26 protein-coding genes are annotated in these 25359 nt (G+C 38.8%); 15 read left to right on the top strand and 11 right to left on the bottom strand.

The window, feature by feature from the left end:
* Positions 1–57 precede the first annotated feature (57 nt).
* From AB657_RS00970 to glgB, 3 genes are all read right to left on the bottom strand, one after another.
* A complete protein-coding gene (locus AB657_RS00970; protein WP_047244796.1) occupies positions 58–867 on the bottom strand; it encodes a M48 family metallopeptidase in 810 nt (269 codons plus the stop codon).
* A gap of 39 nt (positions 868–906) precedes the next feature.
* Positions 907–3306 (bottom strand): glycoside hydrolase family 31 protein, encoded by a 2400-nt coding sequence (locus tag AB657_RS00965; RefSeq protein WP_047244795.1) that lies wholly within the window; start codon positions 3304–3306, stop codon positions 907–909.
* Positions 3307–3405: 99 nt separating this feature from the next.
* On the bottom strand, positions 3406–5301 hold the full coding sequence (glgB, locus tag AB657_RS00960) for a 1,4-alpha-glucan branching protein GlgB (RefSeq protein ID WP_047244794.1): 1896 nt from the start codon (positions 5299–5301) through the stop codon (positions 3406–3408).
* 175 nt (positions 5302–5476) lie between these two features.
* Between glgB and AB657_RS00955 the strand changes: the two genes are divergently transcribed.
* The 4 genes from AB657_RS00955 to AB657_RS00940 all read left to right on the top strand — a co-directional run bounded on the left by AB657_RS00955 (position 5477) and on the right by AB657_RS00940 (position 8653).
* Positions 5477–6022 (top strand): hypothetical protein, encoded by a 546-nt coding sequence (locus AB657_RS00955; RefSeq protein ID WP_047247708.1) that lies wholly within the window; start codon positions 5477–5479, stop codon positions 6020–6022.
* 167 nt (positions 6023–6189) lie between these two features.
* A complete protein-coding gene (gene msrB / locus AB657_RS00950) occupies positions 6190–6684 on the top strand; it encodes a peptide-methionine (R)-S-oxide reductase MsrB (RefSeq protein WP_047244793.1) in 495 nt (164 codons plus the stop codon).
* 234 nt (positions 6685–6918) lie between these two features.
* Entirely contained in the window at positions 6919–8310 is a 1392-nt protein-coding gene (gene lpdA / locus AB657_RS00945) for a dihydrolipoyl dehydrogenase (RefSeq protein ID WP_047244792.1), read from the top strand.
* A gap of 67 nt (positions 8311–8377) precedes the next feature.
* Positions 8378–8653: a DUF3817 domain-containing protein gene (locus tag AB657_RS00940; protein ID WP_047244791.1), complete on the top strand. Its 276-nt coding sequence runs from the start codon at positions 8378–8380 to the stop codon at positions 8651–8653.
* Between the two features lie 48 nt (positions 8654–8701).
* On the opposite strand, the gene aroQ is transcribed toward AB657_RS00940, so the two are convergent.
* Positions 8702–9115 carry a type II 3-dehydroquinate dehydratase gene (gene aroQ / locus AB657_RS00935; protein ID WP_047244790.1) on the bottom strand — a complete coding sequence of 138 codons (414 nt, stop codon included), beginning with the start codon at positions 9113–9115 and terminating at the stop codon, positions 8702–8704.
* A 105-nt stretch (positions 9116–9220) separates the two neighbouring features.
* Positions 9221–9739, bottom strand: coding sequence for a hypothetical protein (locus AB657_RS00930; protein WP_157491534.1), 519 nt, complete (start codon positions 9737–9739; stop codon positions 9221–9223).
* A gap of 241 nt (positions 9740–9980) precedes the next feature.
* Between AB657_RS00930 and xerD the strand changes: the two genes are divergently transcribed.
* Complete coding sequence (xerD, locus tag AB657_RS00925) at positions 9981–10877, top strand: site-specific tyrosine recombinase XerD (protein WP_047247707.1); 897 nt, start codon at positions 9981–9983, stop codon at positions 10875–10877.
* Between the two features lie 6 nt (positions 10878–10883).
* Here xerD and AB657_RS00920 read toward each other — a convergent pair whose 3' ends face one another.
* A complete protein-coding gene (locus AB657_RS00920; protein WP_047244788.1) occupies positions 10884–12176 on the bottom strand; it encodes an NAD(P)/FAD-dependent oxidoreductase in 1293 nt (430 codons plus the stop codon).
* Positions 12177–12279: 103 nt separating this feature from the next.
* Here AB657_RS00920 and AB657_RS00915 point away from each other — a divergent pair, with 103 nt between their 5' ends.
* The 3 genes from AB657_RS00915 to AB657_RS00905 all read left to right on the top strand — a co-directional run bounded on the left by AB657_RS00915 (position 12280) and on the right by AB657_RS00905 (position 14977).
* Positions 12280–13707, top strand: a complete 1428-nt coding sequence (locus AB657_RS00915; RefSeq protein WP_047244787.1) for an amidohydrolase — start codon at positions 12280–12282, stop codon at positions 13705–13707.
* Between the two features lie 121 nt (positions 13708–13828).
* Positions 13829–14323, top strand: coding sequence for an RNA polymerase sigma factor (locus AB657_RS00910; RefSeq protein WP_047244786.1), 495 nt, complete (start codon positions 13829–13831; stop codon positions 14321–14323).
* A gap of 3 nt (positions 14324–14326) precedes the next feature.
* Positions 14327–14977, top strand: coding sequence for a hypothetical protein (locus AB657_RS00905; RefSeq protein WP_047244785.1), 651 nt, complete (start codon positions 14327–14329; stop codon positions 14975–14977).
* Here AB657_RS00905 and AB657_RS00900 read toward each other — a convergent pair.
* Entirely contained in the window at positions 14974–15780 is an 807-nt protein-coding gene (locus AB657_RS00900; protein ID WP_047244784.1) for a lysophospholipid acyltransferase family protein, read from the bottom strand. The genes AB657_RS00905 and AB657_RS00900 overlap by 4 nt on opposite strands.
* Before the next feature lie 24 nt (positions 15781–15804).
* Positions 15805–16446 carry an NUDIX hydrolase gene (locus tag AB657_RS00895; protein ID WP_047244783.1) on the bottom strand — a complete coding sequence of 214 codons (642 nt, stop codon included), beginning with the start codon at positions 16444–16446 and terminating at the stop codon, positions 15805–15807.
* Here AB657_RS00895 and AB657_RS00890 point away from each other — a divergent pair.
* Complete coding sequence (locus AB657_RS00890; protein WP_047247706.1) at positions 16445–17155, top strand: peptidylprolyl isomerase; 711 nt, start codon at positions 16445–16447, stop codon at positions 17153–17155. The genes AB657_RS00895 and AB657_RS00890 overlap by 2 nt on opposite strands.
* Before the next feature lie 16 nt (positions 17156–17171).
* On the opposite strand, the gene AB657_RS00885 is transcribed toward AB657_RS00890, so the two are convergent.
* Both AB657_RS00885 and AB657_RS00880 read right to left on the bottom strand, forming a co-directional pair.
* On the bottom strand, positions 17172–17786 hold the full coding sequence (locus tag AB657_RS00885; RefSeq protein WP_047244782.1) for a trimeric intracellular cation channel family protein: 615 nt from the start codon (positions 17784–17786) through the stop codon (positions 17172–17174).
* 3 nt (positions 17787–17789) lie between these two features.
* The gene (locus AB657_RS00880) at positions 17790–18506 is read right to left on the bottom strand and encodes an RDD family protein (RefSeq protein WP_047244781.1); all 717 of its coding nucleotides are present in this window, start codon (positions 18504–18506) and stop codon (positions 17790–17792) included.
* Between the two features lie 33 nt (positions 18507–18539).
* On the opposite strand from AB657_RS00880, the gene AB657_RS00875 reads away from it, so the two are divergent.
* The 6 genes from AB657_RS00875 to AB657_RS00850 are packed head-to-tail and all read left to right on the top strand — an operon-like array spanning position 18540 to position 24654.
* Positions 18540–19523: a stage II sporulation protein M gene (locus AB657_RS00875; RefSeq protein ID WP_047244780.1), complete on the top strand. Its 984-nt coding sequence runs from the start codon at positions 18540–18542 to the stop codon at positions 19521–19523.
* Positions 19498–20382 (top strand): hypothetical protein, encoded by an 885-nt coding sequence (locus AB657_RS00870; protein ID WP_047244779.1) that lies wholly within the window; start codon positions 19498–19500, stop codon positions 20380–20382. The genes AB657_RS00875 and AB657_RS00870 overlap by 26 nt, the downstream gene beginning before the upstream one ends.
* The gene (locus AB657_RS00865) at positions 20372–21121 is read left to right on the top strand and encodes a DUF4129 domain-containing protein (protein ID WP_232304820.1); all 750 of its coding nucleotides are present in this window, start codon (positions 20372–20374) and stop codon (positions 21119–21121) included. Before AB657_RS00870 ends, AB657_RS00865 begins: the two co-directional genes overlap by 11 nt.
* On the top strand, positions 21114–22334 hold the full coding sequence (locus AB657_RS00860; RefSeq protein WP_047244778.1) for a DUF4350 domain-containing protein: 1221 nt from the start codon (positions 21114–21116) through the stop codon (positions 22332–22334). Before AB657_RS00865 ends, AB657_RS00860 begins: the two co-directional genes overlap by 8 nt.
* Positions 22324–23322, top strand: coding sequence for an AAA family ATPase (locus AB657_RS00855; protein WP_047244777.1), 999 nt, complete (start codon positions 22324–22326; stop codon positions 23320–23322). The genes AB657_RS00860 and AB657_RS00855 overlap by 11 nt, the downstream gene beginning before the upstream one ends.
* The gene (locus AB657_RS00850) at positions 23323–24654 is read left to right on the top strand and encodes a DUF58 domain-containing protein (RefSeq protein ID WP_047244776.1); all 1332 of its coding nucleotides are present in this window, start codon (positions 23323–23325) and stop codon (positions 24652–24654) included.
* 2 nt (positions 24655–24656) lie between these two features.
* Here the strand turns inward: AB657_RS00850 and AB657_RS00845 are convergent, their stop codons facing one another.
* A complete protein-coding gene (locus tag AB657_RS00845; protein WP_047244775.1) occupies positions 24657–25121 on the bottom strand; it encodes a hypothetical protein in 465 nt (154 codons plus the stop codon).
* Between the last annotated feature and the right edge of the window lie 238 nt (positions 25122–25359).

Below are 25359 nucleotides of genomic sequence, written 5' to 3'. Positions count from 1 at the left end.
CTAATATATAATAAAGCCGTTCTTTTAGAACGGCCTCAATATACAATAAAGGTTTGTTTATTTAAAACTCGTAACACCAAATTTGGCAGCTTCGGCCGCTGCTTCGGGCGCCCAAACCGTAAGGTTGTTTATTCTTGTATCGTTAGATGGATGCGTACTCATAAACTCTGGTGGAGCCTCGCCCCCACTATTGGCCTTCATTCTTTTCCATAATTCAGCTGCCTCGTAGGGATCGTATCCTGCTATAGCCATAATCTGCAATCCAATACGATCTGCTTCGGTCTCTTGGCTTCTATTAAAAGGAAGCATGCCCAAATACTGAGACCCAACGCCATATGCCTGATTAAATAGATTTAATGCCTTGTCGTCTTTTATTGCCACATTACCCGCAACAGCACCTATTTGTTGTAAGGTACCCGCACTCATCCGCTGTGCTCCATGATCGGCCAGCGCATGGGCAACTTCGTGCCCCATTACAACGGCAACACCAGTCTCGGTCTGCGTTATTGGCAATATACCGGTATAGAATACAATTTTACCGCCTGGCATACACCATGCATTGACAGTTTCATCTTCAACAAGATTGTACTCCCATTTATAATCGTTTAAATACCCTGGATAGCCATTTGCGGACAACCAACGTTCGGCAGCGGCCGATATACGTTGCCCCACCCTAGTAATCATATGGGCTTCACTGGTACCGGTTATTACCTTGTTCTCACCCAAAAATTGATCGTATTGGGCAAACGCTGTTGGAAATATCTGACTATTAGGATAAAAATTCAATGTTTTTTGCCCTGTAAAAGGGTTGACCTTGCAAGCCGAAACGGCCAGCAAAAGACCTAGTACTAAAAGTGATTTTCTCATGGTTATTGTGTTTAAAAAGGGCTGAAAAATACGAAAATATTATTTTGCCATTAGATGCAAAAGCGTAAAATTTTTGTCAATATGCAAAGCATTGCCCCCTTCTGACAAGACCGATTCCATAGGCACCTCTTCATTGTCTATCTGAATTTTTCCGACCTCAAAAGGCAATCCATGAAAGTTAAATTTCAATGTTTCATATTGCGTTACAAAACTCCCGTCCTTAAATTGCTGAATGGTCAACGAACTGTCTTTTCCCGTCAATTTAAAATTACGTAGCGAGTACCGCCCTTTTCTATAATCGTAACCGTCTTGGGCATCTTCATACACCATCGAAGTTTCTGTCCCTATCTTAAAATAGGTTTCCAAAACGAGTTCGTTTATATCAAGTTCGCCCACATACTGTTGAACAGGATATTTAGGTATAATGGCCCCTTCCATTACATAAACCGGAATTGTTTCTATATCTGCCGGTATCCAACGCTCTTTTCCCCCATCCAGTAAATCATCTTTCCAAAAATCGTACCATCTTCCTTTTGGAAAGTACATTCTTCTTCCTTGAGCATTAGGCTCTTGAATCGGACATACCAAAATTTGGTCTCCGAATATAAACTCGTCGGTTCTAAAATGTGTTTGGGTATCTTCTTGATCAAAAAACACCAACGGTTTTAACATGGGCACATGCTCTTTACTGTATTTATAGAACATAGTATATAGATATGGCAACAATTGATATCTGATCTCTATAAACTTTCGTACGATATCTGTAATTTCCGAGCCAAACGACCATGGTTCTTGATCACCATGATCTCCGCTGGAGTGTACCCTACAAAATGGATGAAATATACCCAATTGAACCCATCTTAAGAACAACTCGCCATTAGGCTGTTCGGCAAAGCCCCCTATATCTGACCCAACAAAGGAATAACCGCTCATGCACATGCGTTGCATTTGAACATTTGCGATCCACAGGTGTTCCCATGTGGCCACATTATCACCGGTCCAGGTGGAAGAATATCTTTGTGTTCCTGAAAATGCCGCCCTGGTAATAACAAAGGGTCTTTTAGGATATACATATTTTTTTACCCCTTCATACGTAGCACGCACCATCTGCATTCCATAAACATTGTGTGCCTTTCTATGTGTACAGGGGTGGCCATCGTAATCATGTCTGGTATCCAAAGGAGCTGTCTTGCTGGGCACCTCCATTACCGCGGGCTCGTTCATATCGTTCCAAACGGCATGTACCCCTATATCTGACATAAACTCTTTGTACAACTCGGCCCACCATTCCCGTACTTTAGGATTGGTAAAATCTGGAAAATTACATTCTCCAGGCCATACTTTGCCCTGCATTAACGGACCATCGCCACGTTTACAGAAATAATCGTTTTCCAAGGCCTCCCTATATACCCAATAATCGCGATCTATCTTAATTCCGGGATCGATCATCACTACCGTCTTAAACCCTTCTTCCTCTAGCTCTCGCACCATTCTTTTGGGATCGGGGAAATGATTTTTATCCCATGTAAAGCACCTAAAACCATCCATGTAATCTATGTCCAAATAAATGGCATCGCACGGAATACGTAGTTCTCTAAACTGTCTGGTAATTTCTTTTACGTTGCTCTCAGGGTAATAACTCCATTTGGATTGATGGAATCCCAACGCCCATAATGGAGGTAGTTCTGGCGTGCCCGTTAAATTAGAATAGGCCGACACTACATTTGACATACTTGGCCCGTAACAGAAATAATAGTTCATTTCGCCCCCATCGGCCCAAAAACTGGTCGTATTTCTTTTTTCGTGGGCAAAATCGAAATGTGTTCTAAAACTATTGTCAAAGAAAATTCCATAGGCCTTACCCTTGTTCAACCCAATATAAAAAGGAATTGCTTTATACAACGGATCTTGATCTTTACCATAGGCATATTGGTCCATTACCCAATTCTCAACACGTTTCCCCTTTAAATTACTATGAACGGCTTTATCGCCCATTCCAAAAAAACTTTCGCCTGTTTGGGTAATTTTACTCATTTTAACAGTGTTACCACCATATTCATAGTTTTCCTCCCAGTGAAAACCGAGCTCATCTTCATTTATAATATCACCTTCTAGATCTGAAATTTGTGTTCGTAGGGTACTTTTATCTACCAAGATACTAACCCTGGCCGTTGTTATTACGTAATCGGTATCATTCTCAACAACCTCCAAGGTGCTATAGCCCAAAGTAGCATCGGGGTCTATGGCATAAGAAAAGTCAGGCTCAAAAATATGATTGGTGGCATACCTAAACCGTATGACACTTCCCCTTAAAATAGTAATCTGAAGTATGACCCCATTCTCGGTAGTAAAATATAATTTGTCGTTATCTTGATAAAAATCGACTATATGATTGGGGTAAAGATTACCCTTATATTCTAATTCCGTATTTGTAATCATAACTTTAGAATTTTGATATGCGCAAAAGAAGAACAATAACCTTTAAAAACGAAATATTAACAGTGCAATTGTATGCTACCTAAATATTTCTATTCTGCCCTACTTTAAAATAACCATGCCCAATGGTGGAATTGTTATTTCTATGGACTTTGGGTATCCGTGCCATGCTACCGAAGCTGTTTTAATATCATGGTTCTGCAACCCAGACCCTCCATATTTAGTGGCATCACTATTCAGAATTTCTTTTAACTTCCCTTTTTTAGGCATTCCTATTCGATAATTTTCTCGAACTACGGGAGTAAAATTACAGGCTATTATCAAATCATTCTTAGCATCGTGCCCTTTTCTTACGTAGGTAAGTACAGAGTTCTCATGGTCGCCATAGTCTATCCATTGAAAACCTTCGGGACTAAACTGCTTTTCATATAACGCCGGTGAATTTTTATAGGTTTTATTCAGGTCCTTTATAAATTGTTGTACTCCCGAGTGTACCCCATAGTTCAACAAATGCCAATCTAGGCTCTTTTGAAAATTCCATTCGGCGGTTTGGCCAAACTCTCCGCCCATGAACATAAGATTGGTGCCTGGGTGTGTAAACATATAACCGAACAGCAATCTTAAATTGGCAAACCTTTGCCACTCGTCGCCCGGCATTCTATATACCAACGATTGTTTACCATAGACCACTTCATCATGTGAGAACGGGAGCATAAAATTTTCAGTAAAGGCATAGGTCATACTAAAAGTAAGATCGTTCTGATGGTGTTTTCTATATATCGGTTCTTTTTTAAAGTACTCCAAGGTATCGTGCATCCACCCCATCATCCACTTCATACCAAAACCCAAGCCCCCAAGGTCCACAGGTTTCGATACTCCTGCAAATGCCGTAGACTCTTCGGCAATGGTCTGTACCCCTTCAAAACTTGCATATATCTCCTGATTTAGTTCCCTAATGAACGAAATAGCTTCTAAGTGCTCGTTATTGCCATAAATATTAGGCTCCCATTCACCGTCTTCCCTAGAATAATCCAAATATAGCATAGAAGCTACGGCATCTACCCGCAACCCGTCTACATGAAATTGCTCTAACCAAAATATCGCATTACTGATCAAAAATGCCCGTACCTCGTTACGTCCGTAATTAAATATTAAGCTTTTCCAATCAGGATGATAGCCTTTTCTACGATCTGGATGTTCATATAAATGGGATCCATCAAAAAAACCAAGCCCATGGGCATCTTCCGGAAAATGTGAGGGTACCCAATCTAGAATGACCCCAATATCATTTTGATGAAACGTATCTACCAAAAGTTTAAATTCCTCAGGGGTACCAAAACGTGCTGTAGGTGCAAAATATCCGGTTAACTGATAGCCCCAAGAAGGATCATAAGGGTACTCCATCACCGGCATAAACTCAACATGGGTATATCCCATATCCTTTACATAGGATACCAGTTCTTTGGCAAGTTCGGTGTAACTTAAAAAGCTATTGTCCTGTTTTCTTTTCCACGAACCCAAATGCACTTCATACACAGAATAAGGTCGGTCTAAGCCATTTTTATCCTTTCTGTACCCCATCCATGCCCCGTCTTTCCATTCGTATTCAGCTTGGTGAATTACAGAAGCGGTCTTTGGTGGGTGTTCGCACAACCTAGCAAAAGGATCGGCCTTTTCTGTCCATATATCATTATTATTGGATTGTATTTTATACTTGTATATGTCCCCATGGCCTATATTTGGTACAAAACCTTCCCATATTCCACTAGAATCCCAGCGTACGTGTAATTTATGTTCATTGGCATTCCAACCATTAAAGTCCCCAACAACGGAAACAGATTTGGCAGAAGGTGCCCAAACAGCAAAGTATGTTCCTTTTTTTCCATCCACCTCCATTACATGGGAACCTAACTTTTCGTACAAACGATAATGCTTACCACCCTTAAATAGATTGATATCAAAATCCGTAAAAAGCGAATGTGGAATTACTTTGGACATATTTATTGTAGTTTTATGGTAAATCTAATCAACTTTAAAATAACACCGTTCTTTTGACCATTATACTTGGTCCATACATTTAAAATTTTAGATATAATTTCTAAAATACTAAAATTGGAACGCTTTTTGAAACACCATGAATTAAATTATGATAAACCAAAAAAAACAAGCAACTATGAAAAAAATAACTCTTCTTTTTAGCTGTCTTTTTGCAACCCTGTTCTTTTCTTGTGAAGGCCCACAAGGACCTCCGGGCTATGATGGCCTAGATGGACAAGACGGTGTAAACATTTTAGGCCAAGTAGTAGACATACAAGGAACTTTCTCGGCAGAAAACGATTATTCCCTGTTTTACGAATTTCCACAAACTATCGAAGTATTTGAGACCGATGTGGTTCTTGTATATCTTTTGTGGGACGTGACCGAGGACGGCAACGGAGACCCCGTAGATATATGGAGGCTAATGCCACAGACAAGAATCTTAGACCAAGGTTTGCTTCAATATAATTACGATTACACCTTTTTTGACGTGAATATTTTCATGGAGGCAGATTTTGACATGGGCACCTTACTCCCAGGAGATACCGACAACCAAGTGTTCAGAATCGCTGTTGTACCTGCCGAAACCGCAACGGGCAAATTGGACACTTCGGACATAAACAGTGTAATGAGTACTTTGGGAATTTCTGAAAATGAAATTCAGAAAGTAATCCTAGATTAGGATATCGATTATAAAATTAAGAACTCCGCCAGGTGGCGGAGTTTTTTTTACTTCAATAAGTTTAATGCACTAATTTAGAATATACCATGTGTTAAATTTGAAATAAGCAAGTCAACTTTGAAAGTTAATTGATATTTTATTGACTAACGACCCAAAAAACCCAACATATGAGAACATCGATTTTAATTACCCTTTTACTTTTACTGACCAATTGTAAAGGAGTATCGCAAGAAAAAGAAATTGCCGCTGACGATACCACAAAGAAATTCAAGATTCAGAAAACGGAAGCGGAGTGGAAAGCCGAGTTAACAGAAGCCGAATACTATGTTTTAAGAAAGGCTGCGACCGAAACCCCGTTTTCCAGTAACCTTTTGGACATTAAAAAGAAGGGCACCTATGTATGTGCCGCATGTGACACACCTCTTTTTAAGAGTGAAACCAAATTTGATTCAGGTACAGGTTGGCCCAGTTTTTACAAAGAGATAGAAGGTAATGTTGCCTATGACGTAGATTATAAAATAGGTTATAAAAGAACCGAAGAGCATTGTGCCACTTGTGGAGGGCATCTTGGCCATGTTTTTGACGATGGCCCCGCCCCTACCGGAGAACGGCATTGTATCAACGGTGTGGCATTAAAGTTTGTTGCGGCAGACAACCAATAAATATCAGAAAATTATTACGCATACTTTTACAAATCCAAATCAATAAATAGCGGCCAAAATATTGGCCGCTAAAATTTTACAATCCCCCCAACCTATTTGATTACTACCATGTTATATGGTAAAATATCACAATTGAAGCAAGATCGATATGTTTAATTATATCAGACCCGAAACAAATTCCAATTTGGTTTTGTATTTTTGCACCTCAATTTTCAACTACAAAAAGAATTAAATATGAGCACTTTCGACGTTATTGTTTTGGGTAGTGGACCTGGAGGATATGTTACGGCTATCAGAGCCTCTCAACTAGGCTTTAAAACTGCCATAATTGAAAAAGAAAATTTAGGCGGTGTTTGTCTAAATTGGGGATGTATACCTACCAAGGCGTTATTAAAGTCCGCTCAGGTATTCGAATACCTAAAACATGCCGAAGATTATGGTCTAAAGGCCGAAGGTATCGACAAAGATTTTGATTCTGTAGTTAAAAGAAGTAGAAACGTTGCCGATGGTATGAGCAAAGGTGTTCAATTTCTGATGAAAAAGAATAAAATCGAGGTCATTAAAGGCTACGGAACATTAAAGCCTGGAAAAAAAGTATCTGTTAAGGCGGAAGATGGCTCAGAAACAGAATACAGCGGACAACATATAATAATTGCCACAGGAGCTAGAAGTAGAGAATTACCAAGTTTACCTCAAGACGGCAAAAAAATAATCGGCTATAGAGAGGCTATGACATTGGCCCAACAACCAAAGAAAATGATCGTTGTGGGCAGTGGTGCCATAGGTATTGAATTTGCCTATTTCTATAATGCCATGGGGACCGAGGTTACCGTTGTTGAATACTTACCGAACATTGTACCGGTAGAAGACGAAGATGTTTCTAAACAATTGGAACGTAGCTTTAAGAAAGCCGGGGTAAAAATAATGACTTCTGCCGAAGTCACTTCTGTAGATACTTCAGGTGACGGGGTAAAAGCTACTGTAAAAACAGCCAAAGGCGAAAAAGTCTTGGAAGCCGACATTGTACTTTCTGCCGTTGGTATTAAAACAAATATCGAAAACATAGGTCTTGAGTCTGTCGGCATAGCCACCGATAGAGATAAGATTTTGGTAAATGATTATTACCAAACAAACATACCTGGCTATTATGCCATCGGAGACGTAACACCAGGGCAAGCTCTGGCACACGTAGCCTCTGCAGAAGGAATTCTGTGTGTAGAAAAAATAGCCGGAATGCACGTAGAGCCTTTAGATTATGGCAATATTCCCGGTTGTACGTATTGTACCCCAGAGATTGCATCGGTTGGTTTAACAGAAAAACAAGCCAAAGAAAAAGGGCTTGATATAAAAATTGGGAAGTTTCCTTTTTCTGCCAGTGGCAAAGCAAAAGCTTCAGGTGCTTCCGACGGGTTCGTAAAAGTTATTTTCGATGCTAAATATGGCGAATGGCTTGGATGCCATATGATCGGCTCCGGTGTAACAGATATGATCGCTGAAGCCGTAGTCGCAAGAAAATTGGAGACTACAGGACATGAAATACTGAAAGCAGTGCACCCACACCCTACCATGAGCGAAGCTGTAATGGAAGCGGTTGCCGATGCCTATGATGAAGTAATACACTTATAATAACACTCTCTATGGAAAACAGGATATTTATAAGCCTGTTTTCCATAGATTTTATATACTGCCGCATATGTTACTAAAATCTTTTAGAGCTACCGCAATACTGGAAGGCATCTCTTATCTGGCCCTTTTCGGAATTACAATGCCCTTGAAATATTGGGCCGAAATTCCAGAACCGAATAAATATGTAGGATATGCACACGGACTTTTATTTGTAGCTTTTATTGTGCTTGCCGCTGCAGTTTGTCTAAACAAAAAATGGGGTTTTAAAAGATTTGTTATTTTTGGTATCGCCTCTCTTTTACCTTTTGCCACGTTTTATGTGGAAGAAAAGTACTTAAGGTAACCTGTATTACCCCTTTGTTTTTTCTGAATTCTTGATCAAACAATCAGTTTACAGAAAACTCTGAATGGCCAAATCATAACTTTTTAGACCAAAACCTAGAATCACACCCTTGGCACCAGAAGAAATATAGGAGACATGCCTAAATTCCTCTCTTTTATGTGTGTTTGAAATATGAACCTCTACTACCGGCGTTTCGATCGCCTTAACGGCATCGCCCAAACCTACAGAAGTATGTGTATAGGCCGCTGCATTAAGAACAATACCATCATAATCAAAACCAACTTCATGTAGTTTAGAAATAAGTTCTCCCTCTATGTTAGATTGATAATACTCCAGCTCCACATCCTTGAATCTAAACTGAAGTTCAGAAAAGTAATCTTCAAAGGTCTTGTTGCCGTACACCGTAGGTTCCCTTTTCCCTAAAAGATTTAGATTAGGGCCGTTGATTATAATGATTCTCATGCGGTTAAAAGTACTAAATAATTTTATCGCAAAAAAAATGGTCTTCTAAGAAAACCACTTTTGTTTATACTGTTACAAAACACTAAAGATGTCTTGATATAATTGCTAAAACAAGAACAAAAAACCTAGAAGTACACAAGAAAAAGTTGCTTCATCGTTTACCGCAAAGTAAGATATATTTAATTCCGAAGATCCTTGATTAAGGTCCACACCTATAGAAGGTCTGTATAAAAAGCCACCTCCATTGTCTTTATTTATACCGACGGCATACCCCAAATCAGCCCCAAACTTAAATCCTGAAAAAGGATAGATCCTTAAAGAACCGGCTACGGGTATAAATTGAATGTTATCAAACTCTGTTTCTATCGTAAGTCCACCATTGGTAATAGATTTCTTTTCTCCGAAGGCATTTACAAAACCCGTCGTAAAACCCAAATCCAATTCTTTAGACACTCCCCAATGTTGGTAGATGTCCACTCCAAGAGTAAGGCTATGTGTATCGGAAAAATCACCGGTTACCACCCCTCCGTTCAATCCGGCCCGAAAATTGGTACGGTCCGTTCTCTGGGCCAACCCCATATAACCTATACCCACTGAAAACAATACAACTATAAAGAATCTCATTTTTGCTTATTGTGATTAATTAATACCATAAACTTACTACGTTATTTACCATGATATAATTTTAGTTGTAAGGATGCCCCAAATGGTTGTGAACGACCCAATTTATCTGGTAAGCGGTTTTCCCCCAACAATGATTTTGAGCATTTTTCAGTTGACCAGTGCACATAAAAAAGCCAATGTACGATCTTCTTCCCAATTTTTGACCAATGGCCATAACCCTTGTAATAGTTACCTTTGCGACATGAATTGGAATGACGCGCTTAAAGATTATCGTCACTACCTGAAAATAGAACGGGGACTATCCGATAATTCTATTGCCAACTACACTATGGATGTATCAAAACTCATAGGGTTTTTAAACTCTAGAGCTTTAAATGATGACCCTGTCCATATTAAAAAAGAAACCATTCAGCAATTTATTTATGAAATTGCAAAAATTGTAAATCCCCGCTCACAGGCCAGGATTATATCTGGACTTAAAAGTTTTTTCAACTATTTGGTCTTTGAGGACTATAGACCCGACAACCCCTTAGATTTAGTAGAATCTCCAAAAATTGGCCGTAAACTGCCCGATACACTGTCTGAAAAAGAGATCAACCAACTTATAGAAGCTATAGATTTAAGTACGCCCGAAGGTGAACGCAATAGAGCTATCCTAGAAACTTTGTACGGTTGCGGATTACGCGTTTCAGAATTGACCACACTAAAACTTTCCGATCTTTTCTTCGAGGAAGATTTTATAAAAGTAACGGGAAAAGGAAATAAGCAACGATTTGTACCCATTAGCGACATCAACAAAAAATACATTAATATCTATAGGAACGAAATTCGGGTACATTTAAATATACAGAAAGGATTTGAGGATACTTTGTTCTTAAACCGAAGAGGAAAGCAATTGACAAGGGCCATGATTTTTACTATTGTCAAAAAATTGGCGGAGAAAATCGGGCTTCAAAAAAACATAAGTCCGCACACATTTCGCCATTCTTTTGCGACCCACTTATTGGAAAACGGAGCAGACTTGCGGGCCATACAGCAAATGCTCGGTCATGAAAGTATTACCACTACCGAAGTTTACATGCATGTAGACCGAAGCCACCTAGCAGAAGTGATGAACAAATATCATCCTAGAAAGTAAACGTATTTAATCTTTAAACTGACTGTAATCTCTTTTAAAAGGCCTGATTATTAGTCTTGCCTCCCTATCAAAGCGTACATAATTATATACCCAGTTTACGAAGACCACCACCCTATTTCTAAACCCTATAAGGAAAAACAAATGAACGAACATCCACACAAACCAAGCAAAAACGCCCTGAAACCTTATATTCTTTAGGTCACAAACAGCCTTATTGCGACCTACGGTCGCCATACTGCCCTTGTCTTTATACTCAAAAGGTTTTAATGGCTTACCGTCTAATAGCCGTATTAAATTTTCACCCAAATTTCTACCTTGCTGAATAGCGGGCTGTGCCATCATAGGATGACCATTGGGTGTATCTTCTGTCTGCATACAGGCAATATCGCCTATCGCAAATATATCTTCGTACCCCACAACTTGGTTAAATTCATTAACGGGCAACCTATTGCCGGCGGCCATCAGTTCTTTGGCATCCAACCCTTTAATGGTCGCTCCTTTCACCCCTGCCGCCCAGACCAAGGTAGCGGTTTCAAAAGTCAAATCTGTTTTTGTTCTTACGGTTTTTCCGTCATAGCTAGTGACCCTAACATTTTTCCAAACCTGCACACCCAGCTCCTCTAAAAATTCCTCGGCTTTTTTAGATGCCTTTTCGCTCATGGCATTTAAAAGCCTATCGCCCCCTTGTACCAAATTTATTTGCGCCCTTCTGGTATCCAAATCCGGATAATCTTTTGGAAGAATGCCCTTTTTAATTTCTGCCAATGCCCCTGCCAATTCCACTCCGGTAGGGCCTCCACCAACAATTACGAAGTTCATTAGCGCATCGCGCTCATGATAATCGTCCGTTAGCAATGCCTGTTCAAAGTTTTCTAGAATTAAGCTTCTAAGATTTAAGGATTGCGGAATGGTCTTCATTGCCATTGCATGCTTCTCTAGCTCATCATTGCCAAAAAAATTGGTTTCAGAACCCGTGGCAATTACCAAATAATCATAGGAAATTTCTCCAATGGTGGTTTTTAGCATCTTTTTTTCTGCCAAAATCTCGGTCACCTCGGCCAATCTAAAAAAGAAATTATCGTAACCGATCAAAACTTTTCGCAATGGGTAGGCAATGGAGTCTGGCTCCAGCCCCCCTGTTGAAACCTGATACAGTAAAGGTTGAAAGGTGTGATAATTATTTTTGTCAAGCAGTACAACCTGTACATCCTTCTTACTTAGTTTTTCGACGAGCGAAACTCCACCGAAACCACCACCAATAATAATAATCCTAGGACAATTGGAACGAGGTATGTTCATATTTTGATTATAAGAGAACAAAATTAAACAATCACACTTCCAATAGAAAAGAATATCCTGTTTTTAGTAACTTTAAGGACTAACTCAAAACTTTTATTACATTATGAAAAAATTAATTATGGTTCTTTTGACCATAAGTATGTCCGTAGTTTCCTTAAGAGCTCAAAAATCTAAAAAGGAGGTACTAAAAATACTTGATCAAAAAAGTGAAACATACGGAGACATTTCACAACAAATATTTGATTTGGCAGAAATGGGCTATCAAGAACACAAAAGTGCCGCTCTATTACAAGAAACATTAAAAGATGCCGGGTTTTCCATAAAAAAAGGAGTAGCCGGTATTCCCACTGCATTCGTAGCGGAGTACGGGAGCGGAAACCCAGTCATAGGAATTTTAGGGGAGTATGATGCCCTACCGGGACTTTCACAACAGGCGGTCCCCGAAAAAAAATCGGCAGGTGCCGCAGCCGGTCACGCTTGTGGGCACCATCTTTTTGGCACCGCCTCAACGGCCGCAGCCATTACCACCAAGGAATGGATGGTTGCCAATAACATTAAGGGCACTATTCGTTTTTACGGAACACCTGCCGAAGAAGGCGGTTCTGGCAAAGTATATATGGTAAGGGCAGGTCTTTTTAATGATGTGGATGTTGCCTTGCATTGGCATCCAAGTTCGGTGAATTCTGCTAGCGCCGGTGCCGCATTGGCCAATAAATCCGCAAAATTCAGATTTCACGGTATTTCTGCCCATGCCGCCGCCGCACCTGAAAAAGGACGCTCGGCTTTAGATGGTGTAGAAGCTATGAACATGATGGTAAATATGATGCGAGAGCACATTCCTTCTGACGTACGAATACATTATGTAATCACCAACGGGGGCAAAGCACCGAACGTAGTACCCGATTTTGCCGAGGTGTATTACTATGCACGTCATGGAAATAGAGATGTTGTCATCGATATTTTCGACCGCATAGTAAAAGCTGCAGAAGGTGCCGCATTAGGTACAGGCACTACAGTAGATTACGAAATGATCGGTGGTACCCACGAACTTTTGCCAAACCTTACTTTGCAAAAGTTGATGCACGACAATCTTACGGAGGTTGGTGGCTTTGATTACACCGAAGAAGAAAAAGAATTTGCGGATAAAATCGCAAAAACATTGGGTAAGGAAAAAGCGGACCTAAGCTTGGCCAAAAACGTACTACCTTACAAGACAGAGGCCAAAGCATTTGCCTCTACCGATGTAGGTGACGTTAGTTTTGCGGTGCCTACGGTAGGCATGGGATCGGCCACATGGGTACCTGGTACTCCCGCACATAGTTGGCAAGCTGTTGCGGCCGGCGGAACCTCTATTGGAAAAAAAGGTATGATGGTGGCTGCCAAAACAATGACCCTTACGGCCATAGATTTATTTAAGGACCATAAATTGATAGAAAAGGCTAAACAAGAATTTGAAGAAAGACGCGGACCAAACTTTAAATACATTCCGTTGTTGGGCGATAGAGAACCTGCCTTAGACTACCGCAAGTAAATAGATTACCATAAAACAAAAAAGTGCACCTTGTTACCCGGTGCACTTTTTTTATTTTAAGTAGTACTTTTTTGTAACATTACCCAATAATCTACTACTAATAAGAAACAACCAACTACTAGTGAAAAAAGAACTGGAACATAAATTTGTGACAGAGCTACAAGACAATCAAAACATTGTCCATAAAATATGCTCTCTATATACAAATGACCGGGAGTCGCACAATGATCTGTTTCAGGAAATAACCATTCAGTTATGGAAAGCGTATCCGAAGTTCAGGGGAGAGGCCAAATTTAGCACTTGGATGTATAGGGTTGCCCTAAATACGGCCATCACCCTATACAGAAAATCCAAGAAAAGAATAAGCACCCAAGATTATGAGTCGGTAATCTTTAAGATAAAGGCAGATGAATACGATGAAACGGAAGAGCAACAATTAAAACTAATGTACAAAGCCGTGCGACAGTTGGGAGATATAGACAAAGCACTGGTATTTATGTACCTAGAAGATAAAAATTACACGGAAATAGCAGAAACCCTAGGTATTACAGAAGTAAATGCCAGGGTAAAGATGAACCGTATAAAAACAAAATTAAGAACCATTTTGAATCCTTAGATTATGACGGATGAGTTGGATTTATTAAAAAAAGATTGGCAAAAAAAAGAAGCGCACCTGCCAAAGCTTTCCTATTCGGATATTCATAAAATGATATGGAAAAAATCATCTTCTATCGTTAAATGGATATTGATCATTAGTATCCTTGAATTTACTTTGCCACATTTGCTCTACCTAATTCCTTCTATGGAAGAGGGCTTAAAGATCTATGACAACATCGGGGTATCCAATTATATTTTGGTGACTTCTATCATCACTTATGTTTTCGCTATATATTTCATTTATCAATTTTATAAAAGATTCAAGGAAATTAGCGTGTTGGATGATTCAAAGAGTTTAATGAAGAAAATTCTTAGAACAAGGACAACCGTAAAACACTATGTTATATTTTCTTTATCAATGATTATGGTGACCGTAATCATAATGGCTATAGGTGTCTTTTTAAGTGATAATCTGGCCGATGCTTTTCCTGAACTAAAAGAAGGGCTAAAACATATATCCGAAGAAAAACTTCGATTTACACTAATGTTGAGCATTGGTGGTTTTGGGGTATTACTTACCCTTTTTATGGGCGGAGTATACTTTTTGCTCTATGGTCTACTTTTAAAAAAATTACAGAAAAACTACAAGGAATTGAGGCAACTGGAATTTTAATCGGCCTTCCATTTCCGTTGTTTATTTTCCTCTTCATAGGCCAACAGCTCCTCTTTTGGAATCACTTTTAAAAAGGAAGGGTGTTGTTCTATGCCATACTCCAGTTTTTCAATGATAGATTCTGTAGATTCATTCTCGTAATCAATATCTAAAGGTTCTTTTATGACCATGGACTGTAGAATACCTTTTTTCTTCACCCGTAATCCTTTCTTATCAAAAGAACGCCTAAAACCGTCTATTACCACCGGCACCACTATAGGTTTGTATTTTTTGATAATGTGAGCCGTACCTTTTCTTAATGGTTTCCATGGGGTGGTGGTACCTTGCGGAAAGGTAATGACCCAGCCGTCTTGTAGCGCCTTTCCTATATTGGAAATATCGCTCATTTTCACTTGTCTTTTAACATCTTTGCCTTCTGATCGCCAAGTGCGTTCCACACTTACAGAACCCGCATAGGCCAAAATTTTTGTCAACAAACTTTTTTTCATGGTTTCCGCTGCGGCAACATAATACATGTTTAATTTTGGTTGCCATATGTAACCTAAGTTTTTTATGGAATTTTCCCTGCCGCTTAAACTTGCATTAAAAACGTGGAACATCGCTACCACATCGGCAAAATAGGTTTGGTGATTACTCACGAACAATACATTGGCATCGGGCAAGTTCCGTATTATCTCAGAACCTTCTATCTCTAATTTATTAAAGCGTTTATAACGTTGATGGGATAATACGGCAAGAACACGTATCAACCATTTTTTCAAAAATAAGTTATGCCCAAAAGGATTTTTCTTAAAAAGTTCCATATCTGCTAAAATACTAAATAAGCCTTACAACACTTGTTTTAAAAGGTCTTTAATCTCACTCAACATCATGGCGGTCGCACCCCAAACAATATAATTATTTAGTTTAAAGGCGGGTACGTCTATATCTTTTGCATATGATGTACTCAAGGTTTTTGTGACCATGTTCAAATCTTCTAAAAAATCGGTCAATGAAATCTCCAATAACGATTCCACTTCAGATTCTTGAATCTTAAATGGTTTTGGTCTTTTATATAACCCTACAAACGGTTGTACCTCAAAATTACTGGGCGGAATATAAACTTCTGTAAGCTTCCGCACCACTTCTACATCGGCGGGGGCCACCCCTACTTCCTCATGGGTCTCCCTTAATGCCGTCATCTCTAGATCCAAATCTTCGTTCTCCACTTTCCCTCCGGGTAAGGCAACTTGATTGGAGTGTACCCCTTCATAGGTTTTTCTTAGAATACATAATAGATGTGTCCTGTTTTCCATTCCAGGATAAAAAAGCGCCATGACCCCAGCTTTTCTAGGGTTTTTCTTGACAATTTTACCCTCTAAAAGTTCTTTGACCCTTACTTCAGGTGCCATTTTATAATGTGAAATTTCGCCCGGAAGAGGTAATTCTTTTATTTTTGATATCCGTTGCTCAAAAATGTTAAAATCCATGCGCTCAAAGACTTTCTTATACTCTTTATTTTTTGTGATGGCTATGGTCGTAGGATGCAAAGATAATCCGAAGAAACCAGAAACACCATCTAACACGTCCACAAAAGAAAAAGATTCTACAATTATAGTGGAAGAGGAAAAACCTAAAGAAGAAGAATTTAAACTTACCGAGGACAATGCCATTGATTTCTTCTTCGACTACCAAAAAAATTTAAAAGAGAACAAGGTAAGGATTACTACAAAATTCGGAAGTTTTGTAATACAGCTCTATGACAATGTACCGTACCACAAGGCAAATTTTATATACTTGACCAAAAAGGGATATTTTGACCAGACGCAATTTCATAGGGTAGTAAAAGATTTTATTATACAGGGCGGTAACTCCGATGATGAAAGAACGGCTAAAAAAAGAAGGGAAATCGGACGTTACCTGTTACCCCCCGATACCAGAAAGGGGTATAAACACCATAGAGGCACGGTGTCTATGCCCAGTAGCGAAATAGACAATCCGCATATGTTGGCATCGCCCTACGAGTTTTTTATCGTGGTGACCGACCCCGGATCTTATCATCTAGATGGAGATTTCACCCCATTCGGCAAGGTAATAGAAGGTATGGATGTAGTGGACGAGATCAATAGACAACCGGTAGGAAAAGGCGATTGGCCCTCGCAGAACATATATATTACCAAAGCGGAAATCGTCGACTAACCCAATTTGATAATGTTTATTTTTTATTTTCAGGATAAATATTGGGTAGCGATATTTTGAATTTTACTGCAAGTAATCTCATCACTATTATAGAAACGATCGCTACTGCATATGCTATCTCGGAATTTACGGGAAACTGCATAATAACAAAATAAATGCCCCCTCCTGCAATACAGATAGTGGCATAAACCTCTTTTCTGAAAATTACCGGTATTTCGTTACACAAAATATCCCTGATAACACCTCCAAAACAGGCCGTCATGGTACCTAAGGCTATGCACATTATGGGCATAAGCCCCGCATTAAGGCCTTTTTCCACCCCCACCATGGTATACAGGCCTATACCTATGGTATCGAACAAAAAAAGTGATTTTCTAAAATGTTTTAACTTGTTGGAGAACAGAATAGAGATAATTACGGTAATCAAAATAATCACAATATAACTGGGCTCTTTCATCCACCCCACAGGTGTACTCCCTATCAACACATCTCTCAACGTTCCCCCACCGACTGCCGTAACAAACGCAATAATGAATACACCGAACACATCCAATTTTTTGTTCATGGCGACCAACACACCCGAGATGGCAAAGGCGATGGTTCCTAAAATATCTATTAAAGTATAAAACATAGATTATAGTTCTTGTGTGTAATAACTATAATCCTTTATAACCGTATCCACAAACTCGATAGGTTGAAGGTCAGAGGTTATATCCAGCACTTTTTTTATTCTATGATCCAATGAAAGAATTATTTTATGGTGCGCATTACGTTTGGCATCATCAAAGAGATTTTTGATGGTTTGCATCTCACTATCCTTAAAAACGGTTACTTGGGGAAATTTAGGAACATAATCCTTAGGCAGGTCACGTAACAGGGTATCTTTTAAAAAAATTCGTTTTTTTTCACTGATTACAGTAGTTCCGGCCGCTATATCTCCTAAACGCTGTCCTTTACCCCTTATTAAAATGGTAAATACGGCAACTCCTCCAGAGCTGAGCATTACGTCTATAAAACGCAATATCCAACGTACAAAGAAACTAGAAAAGCCAGGTTTGGTACCATCCAATTTTACGACCCTTATCTTCATAAAATGTTTTCCTATGGTCTTGCCGTCCATAAAGGTTTCCATAAGCAAGTAATAAAGAAATGCCGGAAGCCCCATTAACATATAAATGGCCCATTGGTCCCCGGGGTCCACATCTAGGGCCAATAAAAACCAAATCATTAAAACATAATAAACTACGATGATAAGGCTATCTATAATGTATGCTAGCATACGGTCGCCAAGATGTGCCGTGTTTTGGTCTATACTTATATTTTGGGCGGTTTCTATTTGAAATTGTTCCATTCTTTTGTTTCTTTGGTATAAACCTAATAGTTAATGCGCGAAGCTGCCTTTGTAAAGCAAAATAAGGACAAATGGTCAACTTTTGAAAATGCACTGGCAAACAAAACGAATCTTGACCCTGATGTATTGTCCGATCTATACATAGAGGTTACGGATCACTTAAGCTATGCGAAGACCTTCTACCCATCAAGTAATACGGAATTTTATTTAAACTCCCTTGCTTCACAGGCCCATCAAAAGATTTACAAATCAAAGAGGGAGTCTAAAAATAGAATCATCACTTTTTGGAAAACCGAATTCCCTTACATGTTCAGGCAGCATCATCGCGAACTACTGATCTCTTTTCTTGTGTTTGTCTTTTTCTCTTTTGTAGGGGCGTTTTCCGCAGCCAACGAAGGTGATTTTGTCCGTTCCATTCTTGGGGATGCCTATGTAAACATGACCCTGGAAAATATAGAAAAAGGAGACCCTATGGCCGTATACAAAAAAATGGGGGAGTTTAACATGTTCCTTGGTATTACCATCAATAATATTAGGGTTGCCCTAATGGCATTTGCTTACGGCATAATGTTGGGCGTAGGTACTTTGGTGATCATGCTACAGAATGGTATAATGTTGGGCAGTTTTCAATATTTCTTTTACGAAAAAGGCCTTTTATGGGAATCGGTAAGAACAATTTGGATCCACGGCACCATAGAAATATCGGTAATTATCATTGCCGGATGTGCCGGCTTGGTCTTGGCCAACGGTATGTTGTTTCCGGGTACATATACCAGACTGGAGTCTTTTAAGAGAGGCGTAAAGAACGGACTTAAAATAATGATAAGTACCGTTCCGTTTTTTATAATCGCAGGGTTCTTGGAAGGTTTTGTAACACGACATACTGAAATGCCAGATTGGCTGGCCATTATAATTATTTTAGGCTCATTGGCACTTATTTTATTTTACTACGTTATATATCCAACCCAAATACACAAAAAACCAAAATTAGATGAAACCAAATTATATCGAGTTTAAGAAACAACGTGAATTAGGTGACGTACTTACAGATACTTTTGCTTTTCTAAGATCAGAGTTCAAAACCTTTTTCTCTACCTATTTTAAGATTGTAGGGCCATTTTTGGCCGTTATGGTCATTTCTTTGGTAGCCTATTTATATTACGGCGGAAACTCTTTTAACCTTATGGTAGAAGACCGATGGAACCAAGGTACAAACCTGGCCACAATATTCGTAATAGCCCTGATTTATTTTTGCTCTATTATTACGGTATATACCATGTCGCAATCTACGGTGCTCCACTATATAAAATCTTATGCCAACGGAAAAGGTACCATAGATTTTGACAACATTAAAAAAGAAGTCTACGACAGTTTTTGGAGTTTTATAGGGCTTGGTATCATGGTAGGGCTTTCTTTAGGTGTGGGCTTTATGCTTTGCATTATACCGGGCATATACCTTTACGTACCCTTAATACTTTCTTTCTCTATAATGGTCTTTAATAAAATGGGGGCTACAGATGCGTATAGCTATAGTTTTAAACTTATAAAAGAGGAATGGTGGATCACCTTTGCGACCCTTTTTGTAATCGGAATCATAATAGTGGTCGCCAGCTATGCCTTTGCCATACCATCCATTATATACCAATGGCTAAAAATAGGTATTTTTTCTGGAGAAATTGATGCAGAAAGTGTAATGACAGTTACCAAAGACCCTATTTATATTTTGTTGAACGTCTTAAATACGGTAGGGCAATTTTTATTGAACCTCATCTCTGTGATAGCAACGGTTTTCATTTACTTTAACCTTAATGAAAAAAAGAACTTTACGGGTACTTACGAACGCATAGAAAATCTAGGGAAATCTCTTGAGGAATAAAATACCAAAACATTTTTTGCTCTTTATATTGATCGGTCTTGCCGTCACTTTTGCCCATGCCCAAAAAGATTCGGTATCGGTCATCTATGATGATGCCCCCATAGTGAGAAAAGAAATAGGCAATATTGACCTAGAATCATATAAGAACAACCCCGACTTTGACTATGAAGTGGTGAAGCAAAATGCCCCTACTTGGTGGGTTTCTTTCAAGAACTGGTTATCGAATCTTGTTATGAGATTTTTTGAGTGGCTTTTTGGAGTAGAAAAAGCAAGTGGTGCCTTTAATAGTTTTTTAGAGATATTGCCCTACCTTTTATTGGCCACCCTTCTTTTTATTCTCATTAAATTCTTCATCAACGTAAACACCAACTCCGTAATTTCAAAGAGCAATACACCTTTGGTGAGCTTATCGGAAGAAGAACATATTATAAAGAATACCGATGTAGAACTACTAATAAAACAGGCATTGGCCAACAATGATTACCGTTTGGCCATTAGGTACTATTACTTATATATTCTACAGTTGATGACCGAAAAGGATATTATAAAATGGGAGCTTCAAAAAACCAATGAAGATTATTTAAAAGAAATACAAGAAGATGGGCTAAAAGAAAACTTTAGTACCATTACCAGACATTATAATTATATATGGTACGGCGATTTCCCTATAGACCATAACAAGTACAGCAAGGCAGAATCTTCTTTCTTGGCATTAAAAAAAATAATTGCCGATGCATAAAAAGAATCTTGTATATATCGTCATCGCCGTAATTACCCTGGGAGCACTATTTCTTCTACAATACAACCGCCCCAAGGATGTTAATTGGTTCGAGTCTTACGTCGCCACTCACAAAATACCTTACGGCACATTAATAGCCAATGAGCTATTGACAAACACGCTTTTCGAAAACAAGGTTGTACAAGTTCGTATGCCTCCTTTCGAATTTTTAAACAAAGAAAATACCCCACAAGGCACCTACGTATTTATTAACGACAATGTCGCTTTTGAAAAAGCAGAATTAAACCAACTCCTGGATTGGACATCGCAGGGAAATACCCTATTTATCGCATCGGAAAATTTTGAAACCGACCTAAAGGATACCTTGGGCATAGAAACAAAGGTGTTATACGGGGGGTTCGAGGTGGCCCAAAAACAAGAACACCAACTGGCGAACAAAATATTAAAGGGCAAACATCCCTTTATTTACGAAAAGGTGAATTCGGTGACAGTTTTTAATAAAATAGATACACTAAATACCATCGCCCTGGCAACCGTAGAAGTGCCAAAAAATGAAAACGAGAAAAAAGTGGAGGGATTGACAGTCATAAAAAAACCTTTTGGAAAAGGAGAGATCATTCTGTCTACATTTCCCAAGGCATTTACCAATTACTTTATTTTACAGGAAAACAACAAAGATTATACCGCTGGCCTAGTTTCATACTTTAATAGTTCTAGAAACGTATATATGGACAACCATTATAAAAGTGGCAAGGCTGTGTATACTTCACCCATGTATATTTTTCTTAACAGAAAAGAACTAAAATGGGCCTACTACATTGCTCTCATCGGAAGCCTGTTATATATTGTTTTTGAAGGTAAGCGCAAACAAAGGGCCATACCGATAATTACCCCGTTGCAAAACCAAACATTGGCCTTTACCAAAACCATTTCGGACATGTATTTTGAGAAAGGCGAAAAAAAATTGATCGTAGAACATAAAATAAACTACTTTTTAAATTACCTAAAAAGTCGGTACTATTTGGACAATACGACCAAAGGTGATGATTTGTACCAACGATTGGCCGCCAGAAGCGGTAATACATTGGAAGAAACCACCACATTGTTCTCGTACATAGAAAGACTTAAAAACAGTTCTCAGATTACGGACAATGAACTCATAAAACTCAATAAACTTATACAAAAATTTAAATCGGAGATAGATGCAAAATAACGAGGAACAAAAAGACGACCTTAATTTTGACAACAGAATACCCTTGGCAGATCTACAAAAGGCGGTCAAGGATATAAAGCAAGAATTGGCCAAGGTCATTATAGGACAAGAGAACTTTATTGAACTTTTGATCGTGTCATTATTGGTAGATGGCCATGTTCTGATAGAAGGGGTGCCCGGCGTTGCAAAGACCATTACCGCCAAGCTTTTCGCAAAAACCCTAAAAACGGATTTTAGCCGTATTCAATTTACCCCTGACCTTATGCCTAGCGATATTCTCGGCACCTCTGTTTTTAATGCAAAAACATCGGACTTTGAATTTAAGAAGGGACCAATTTTTTCCAATATTGTTTTAATAGATGAAATTAACAGGGCCCCTGCCAAAACACAGGCCGCCATGTTCGAAACCATGGAAGAGAAACAAGTGACTATGGACGGTACCACCTATAAATTAGGAGCCCCTTTTATGGTATTGGCAACGCAGAACCCCATAGAGCAAGAGGGCACCTACGCCCTACCAGAAGCTCAATTGGACCGGTTTTTGTTCAAAATAAAAGTATCATACCCAGAAACCGAAGAAGAAATACTAATACTAAAAACCCATCATAACAGAAAGGGTTCCTTACCCCAGACCATGGTCAACGATGTGTTGTCACCAACACAGTTACAGGTATTCAAAGAACAGATTCATGAGATTATCGTAGAAGAGAAAATTTTTAAATACATTGCGGAGGTGGTTTCCAAAACCCGTAACCACCCCCATTTATACCTAGGGGGGTCACCAAGGGCCTCATTGGCCATTTTAAACAGTGCCAAAGCTTTCGCGGCCATTAACGGAAGAGATTTTGTTACCCCCGAAGATGTTAAAAAAGCAATGGTTCCCGTTCTTAACCATAGGGTAATATTAACCCCCGAAAGAGAAATGGAAGGTATGACTACTGAGAACGTAGTTAAAATGATAATGGAAAGTGTAGAAATACCACGGTAGATGAAGTTTCTAAAGTCTTTTTATATACATAACACCTTTTTTAAATATCTGGCCTGCCTATCGGCATGCTTTATACTTTCTTATTGGATCAAACCCATCTACCCGATTGCTTGGGTATTGACCCTTTTACTGATCGGTTTCTTTCTTTTTGATATATATCTTCTTTACGGTACCGGAACGGGGCTAAAAGCAGAAAGAAAACTTCCTAAAAAATTATCGAACAGCGATGTAAACCCGATCACAATATTCTTTGAGACCGGTTATTCCTTTAAAACCTATATTTCTCTTATAGATGAACTTCCTGTGCAATTTCAAAAAAGGGATTTTAACTTTCAAACCTCTCTGGTAAAGGGTGAAAAGAAGAATTTTGATTATGAGGTTCGCCCAGTAGATAGAGGAGAATACGTTTTTGGAAACCTTATTTTGTTCGCCTCTTCGCCATTAAAGATCATTAAAAGAAAATTTGTATTTCAAAAAGACCAAATGGTCCCCGTTTACCCGTCCATAATACAAATGCAACAATACGATTTTTTGGCAATTAGTAACAGGCTTACGGCTATTGGCCTAAAGAAAATAAGGAAAATTGGGCATACTCAAGAATTTGAACAGATCAAGGAGTATGTACCCGGAGACGACATTAGAACACTCAACTGGAAAGCGACCGCCAAGCAACGTCAATTAATGGTCAACCAATACCAAGATGAAAAATCACAGCCTATCTATTCTATCATAGATACAGGTAGGGTTATGAAAATGCCCTTTAATGGGTTAAAATTATTGGACTACGCGATAAATAGTTGTTTGGCATTTTCTAATGTAGCCTTAAAACGAAACGATAAAACGGGACTTATAGGTTTTTCCAAAAATATTGAGAGCTATGTGCCGGCAATTCAGAAAGCTACCCACCTTAACACTATCTTAGAGAAACTTTATAATATTGATACCGAGTTCACCGATTCTGACTTTGGCCTACTATATGGCCATATTAAGCGTAAGGTGAATCATCGCAGCCTATTATTGCTTTATACAAATTTCGAACATATCTCGGGGCTAAAGCGCCAATTGCCCTATCTTTTGGCACTGTCTAAAAAACATGTATTGGTAGTCATTTTCTTTGAAAATTCAGAATTGGAAAAACTTATCGAGACAGATGCAGAAGATATACAGGCCATCTACCATAAAGCTATTGCAGAAAAATTCTCTTTGGACAAAAAACTGATGCAAAAAGAATTGGAAAAATATGGCATACAGACCATACTTACAAAACCAGAACAGCTCACCATTAATACGATAAACAAATATTTGGAAATAAAGGCCAGAGGACTACTCTAGACCTACTTAAAAAGATAAGAGGCTTCTATTCCCGATCCTATATCCCTAGAACCTCCTTTGTTGATTATAGGAACATATGTTGGTGATACATTATTTTCAAAGGCTACCAGACAACCACAATTTTTGCCAGACCTACCTCTTCTTCTTTTATTATGATCCAATAGCAGATCCAAGGCCAACCCAGAAATAAAGCCCCCTAGGGCAGTAAAAACGACATCATCGGTTTGCCACAAATCGGCACTGGATTTATCGTACGATTCCTTTATGAGCCCAGCGGCCAAACTGCTTCCAAAGGCCCCTGCCCAGGTCCACTCCTGTCGTCCGTTAAAAATTTCATGAGCGGCATATCCTCCCACTCCACCGATTACAATACCCGCGCCCACGTGCTTTGCGGCATTTGAAATTCCTTGAGAATATACCCAATACGTATTCACCATAAACAACAATAGAAAAACCTTTATTTTCATTTTTAAAAACAATAAGTTCACGACTAATATAACGTGCAACAATTATTTTCATTTCATATTTGGTCTAATTTTCCATCAAGCACCAATATATTCGATTACCGCCATCATATGTCACTACCGCTAAAAATCTTTGTCTTAAAATTTTAATATTTAAAGTGGCCAAAAGTATCCAAATACGATTTTGTACGAACAAAACACCTTTTAATTGATTAAAAGAATGAGTATGGCTCATTTTTTT

Origin of the sequence: Maribacter thermophilus (assembly GCF_001020565.1) — a bacterium.
Taxonomy (GTDB): Bacteria; Bacteroidota; Bacteroidia; order Flavobacteriales; family Flavobacteriaceae; genus Maribacter; species Maribacter thermophilus.
The sequence above is the reverse complement of the archived record's forward strand: the minus strand, read 5'-3'. Positions and strand labels throughout refer to the sequence as shown.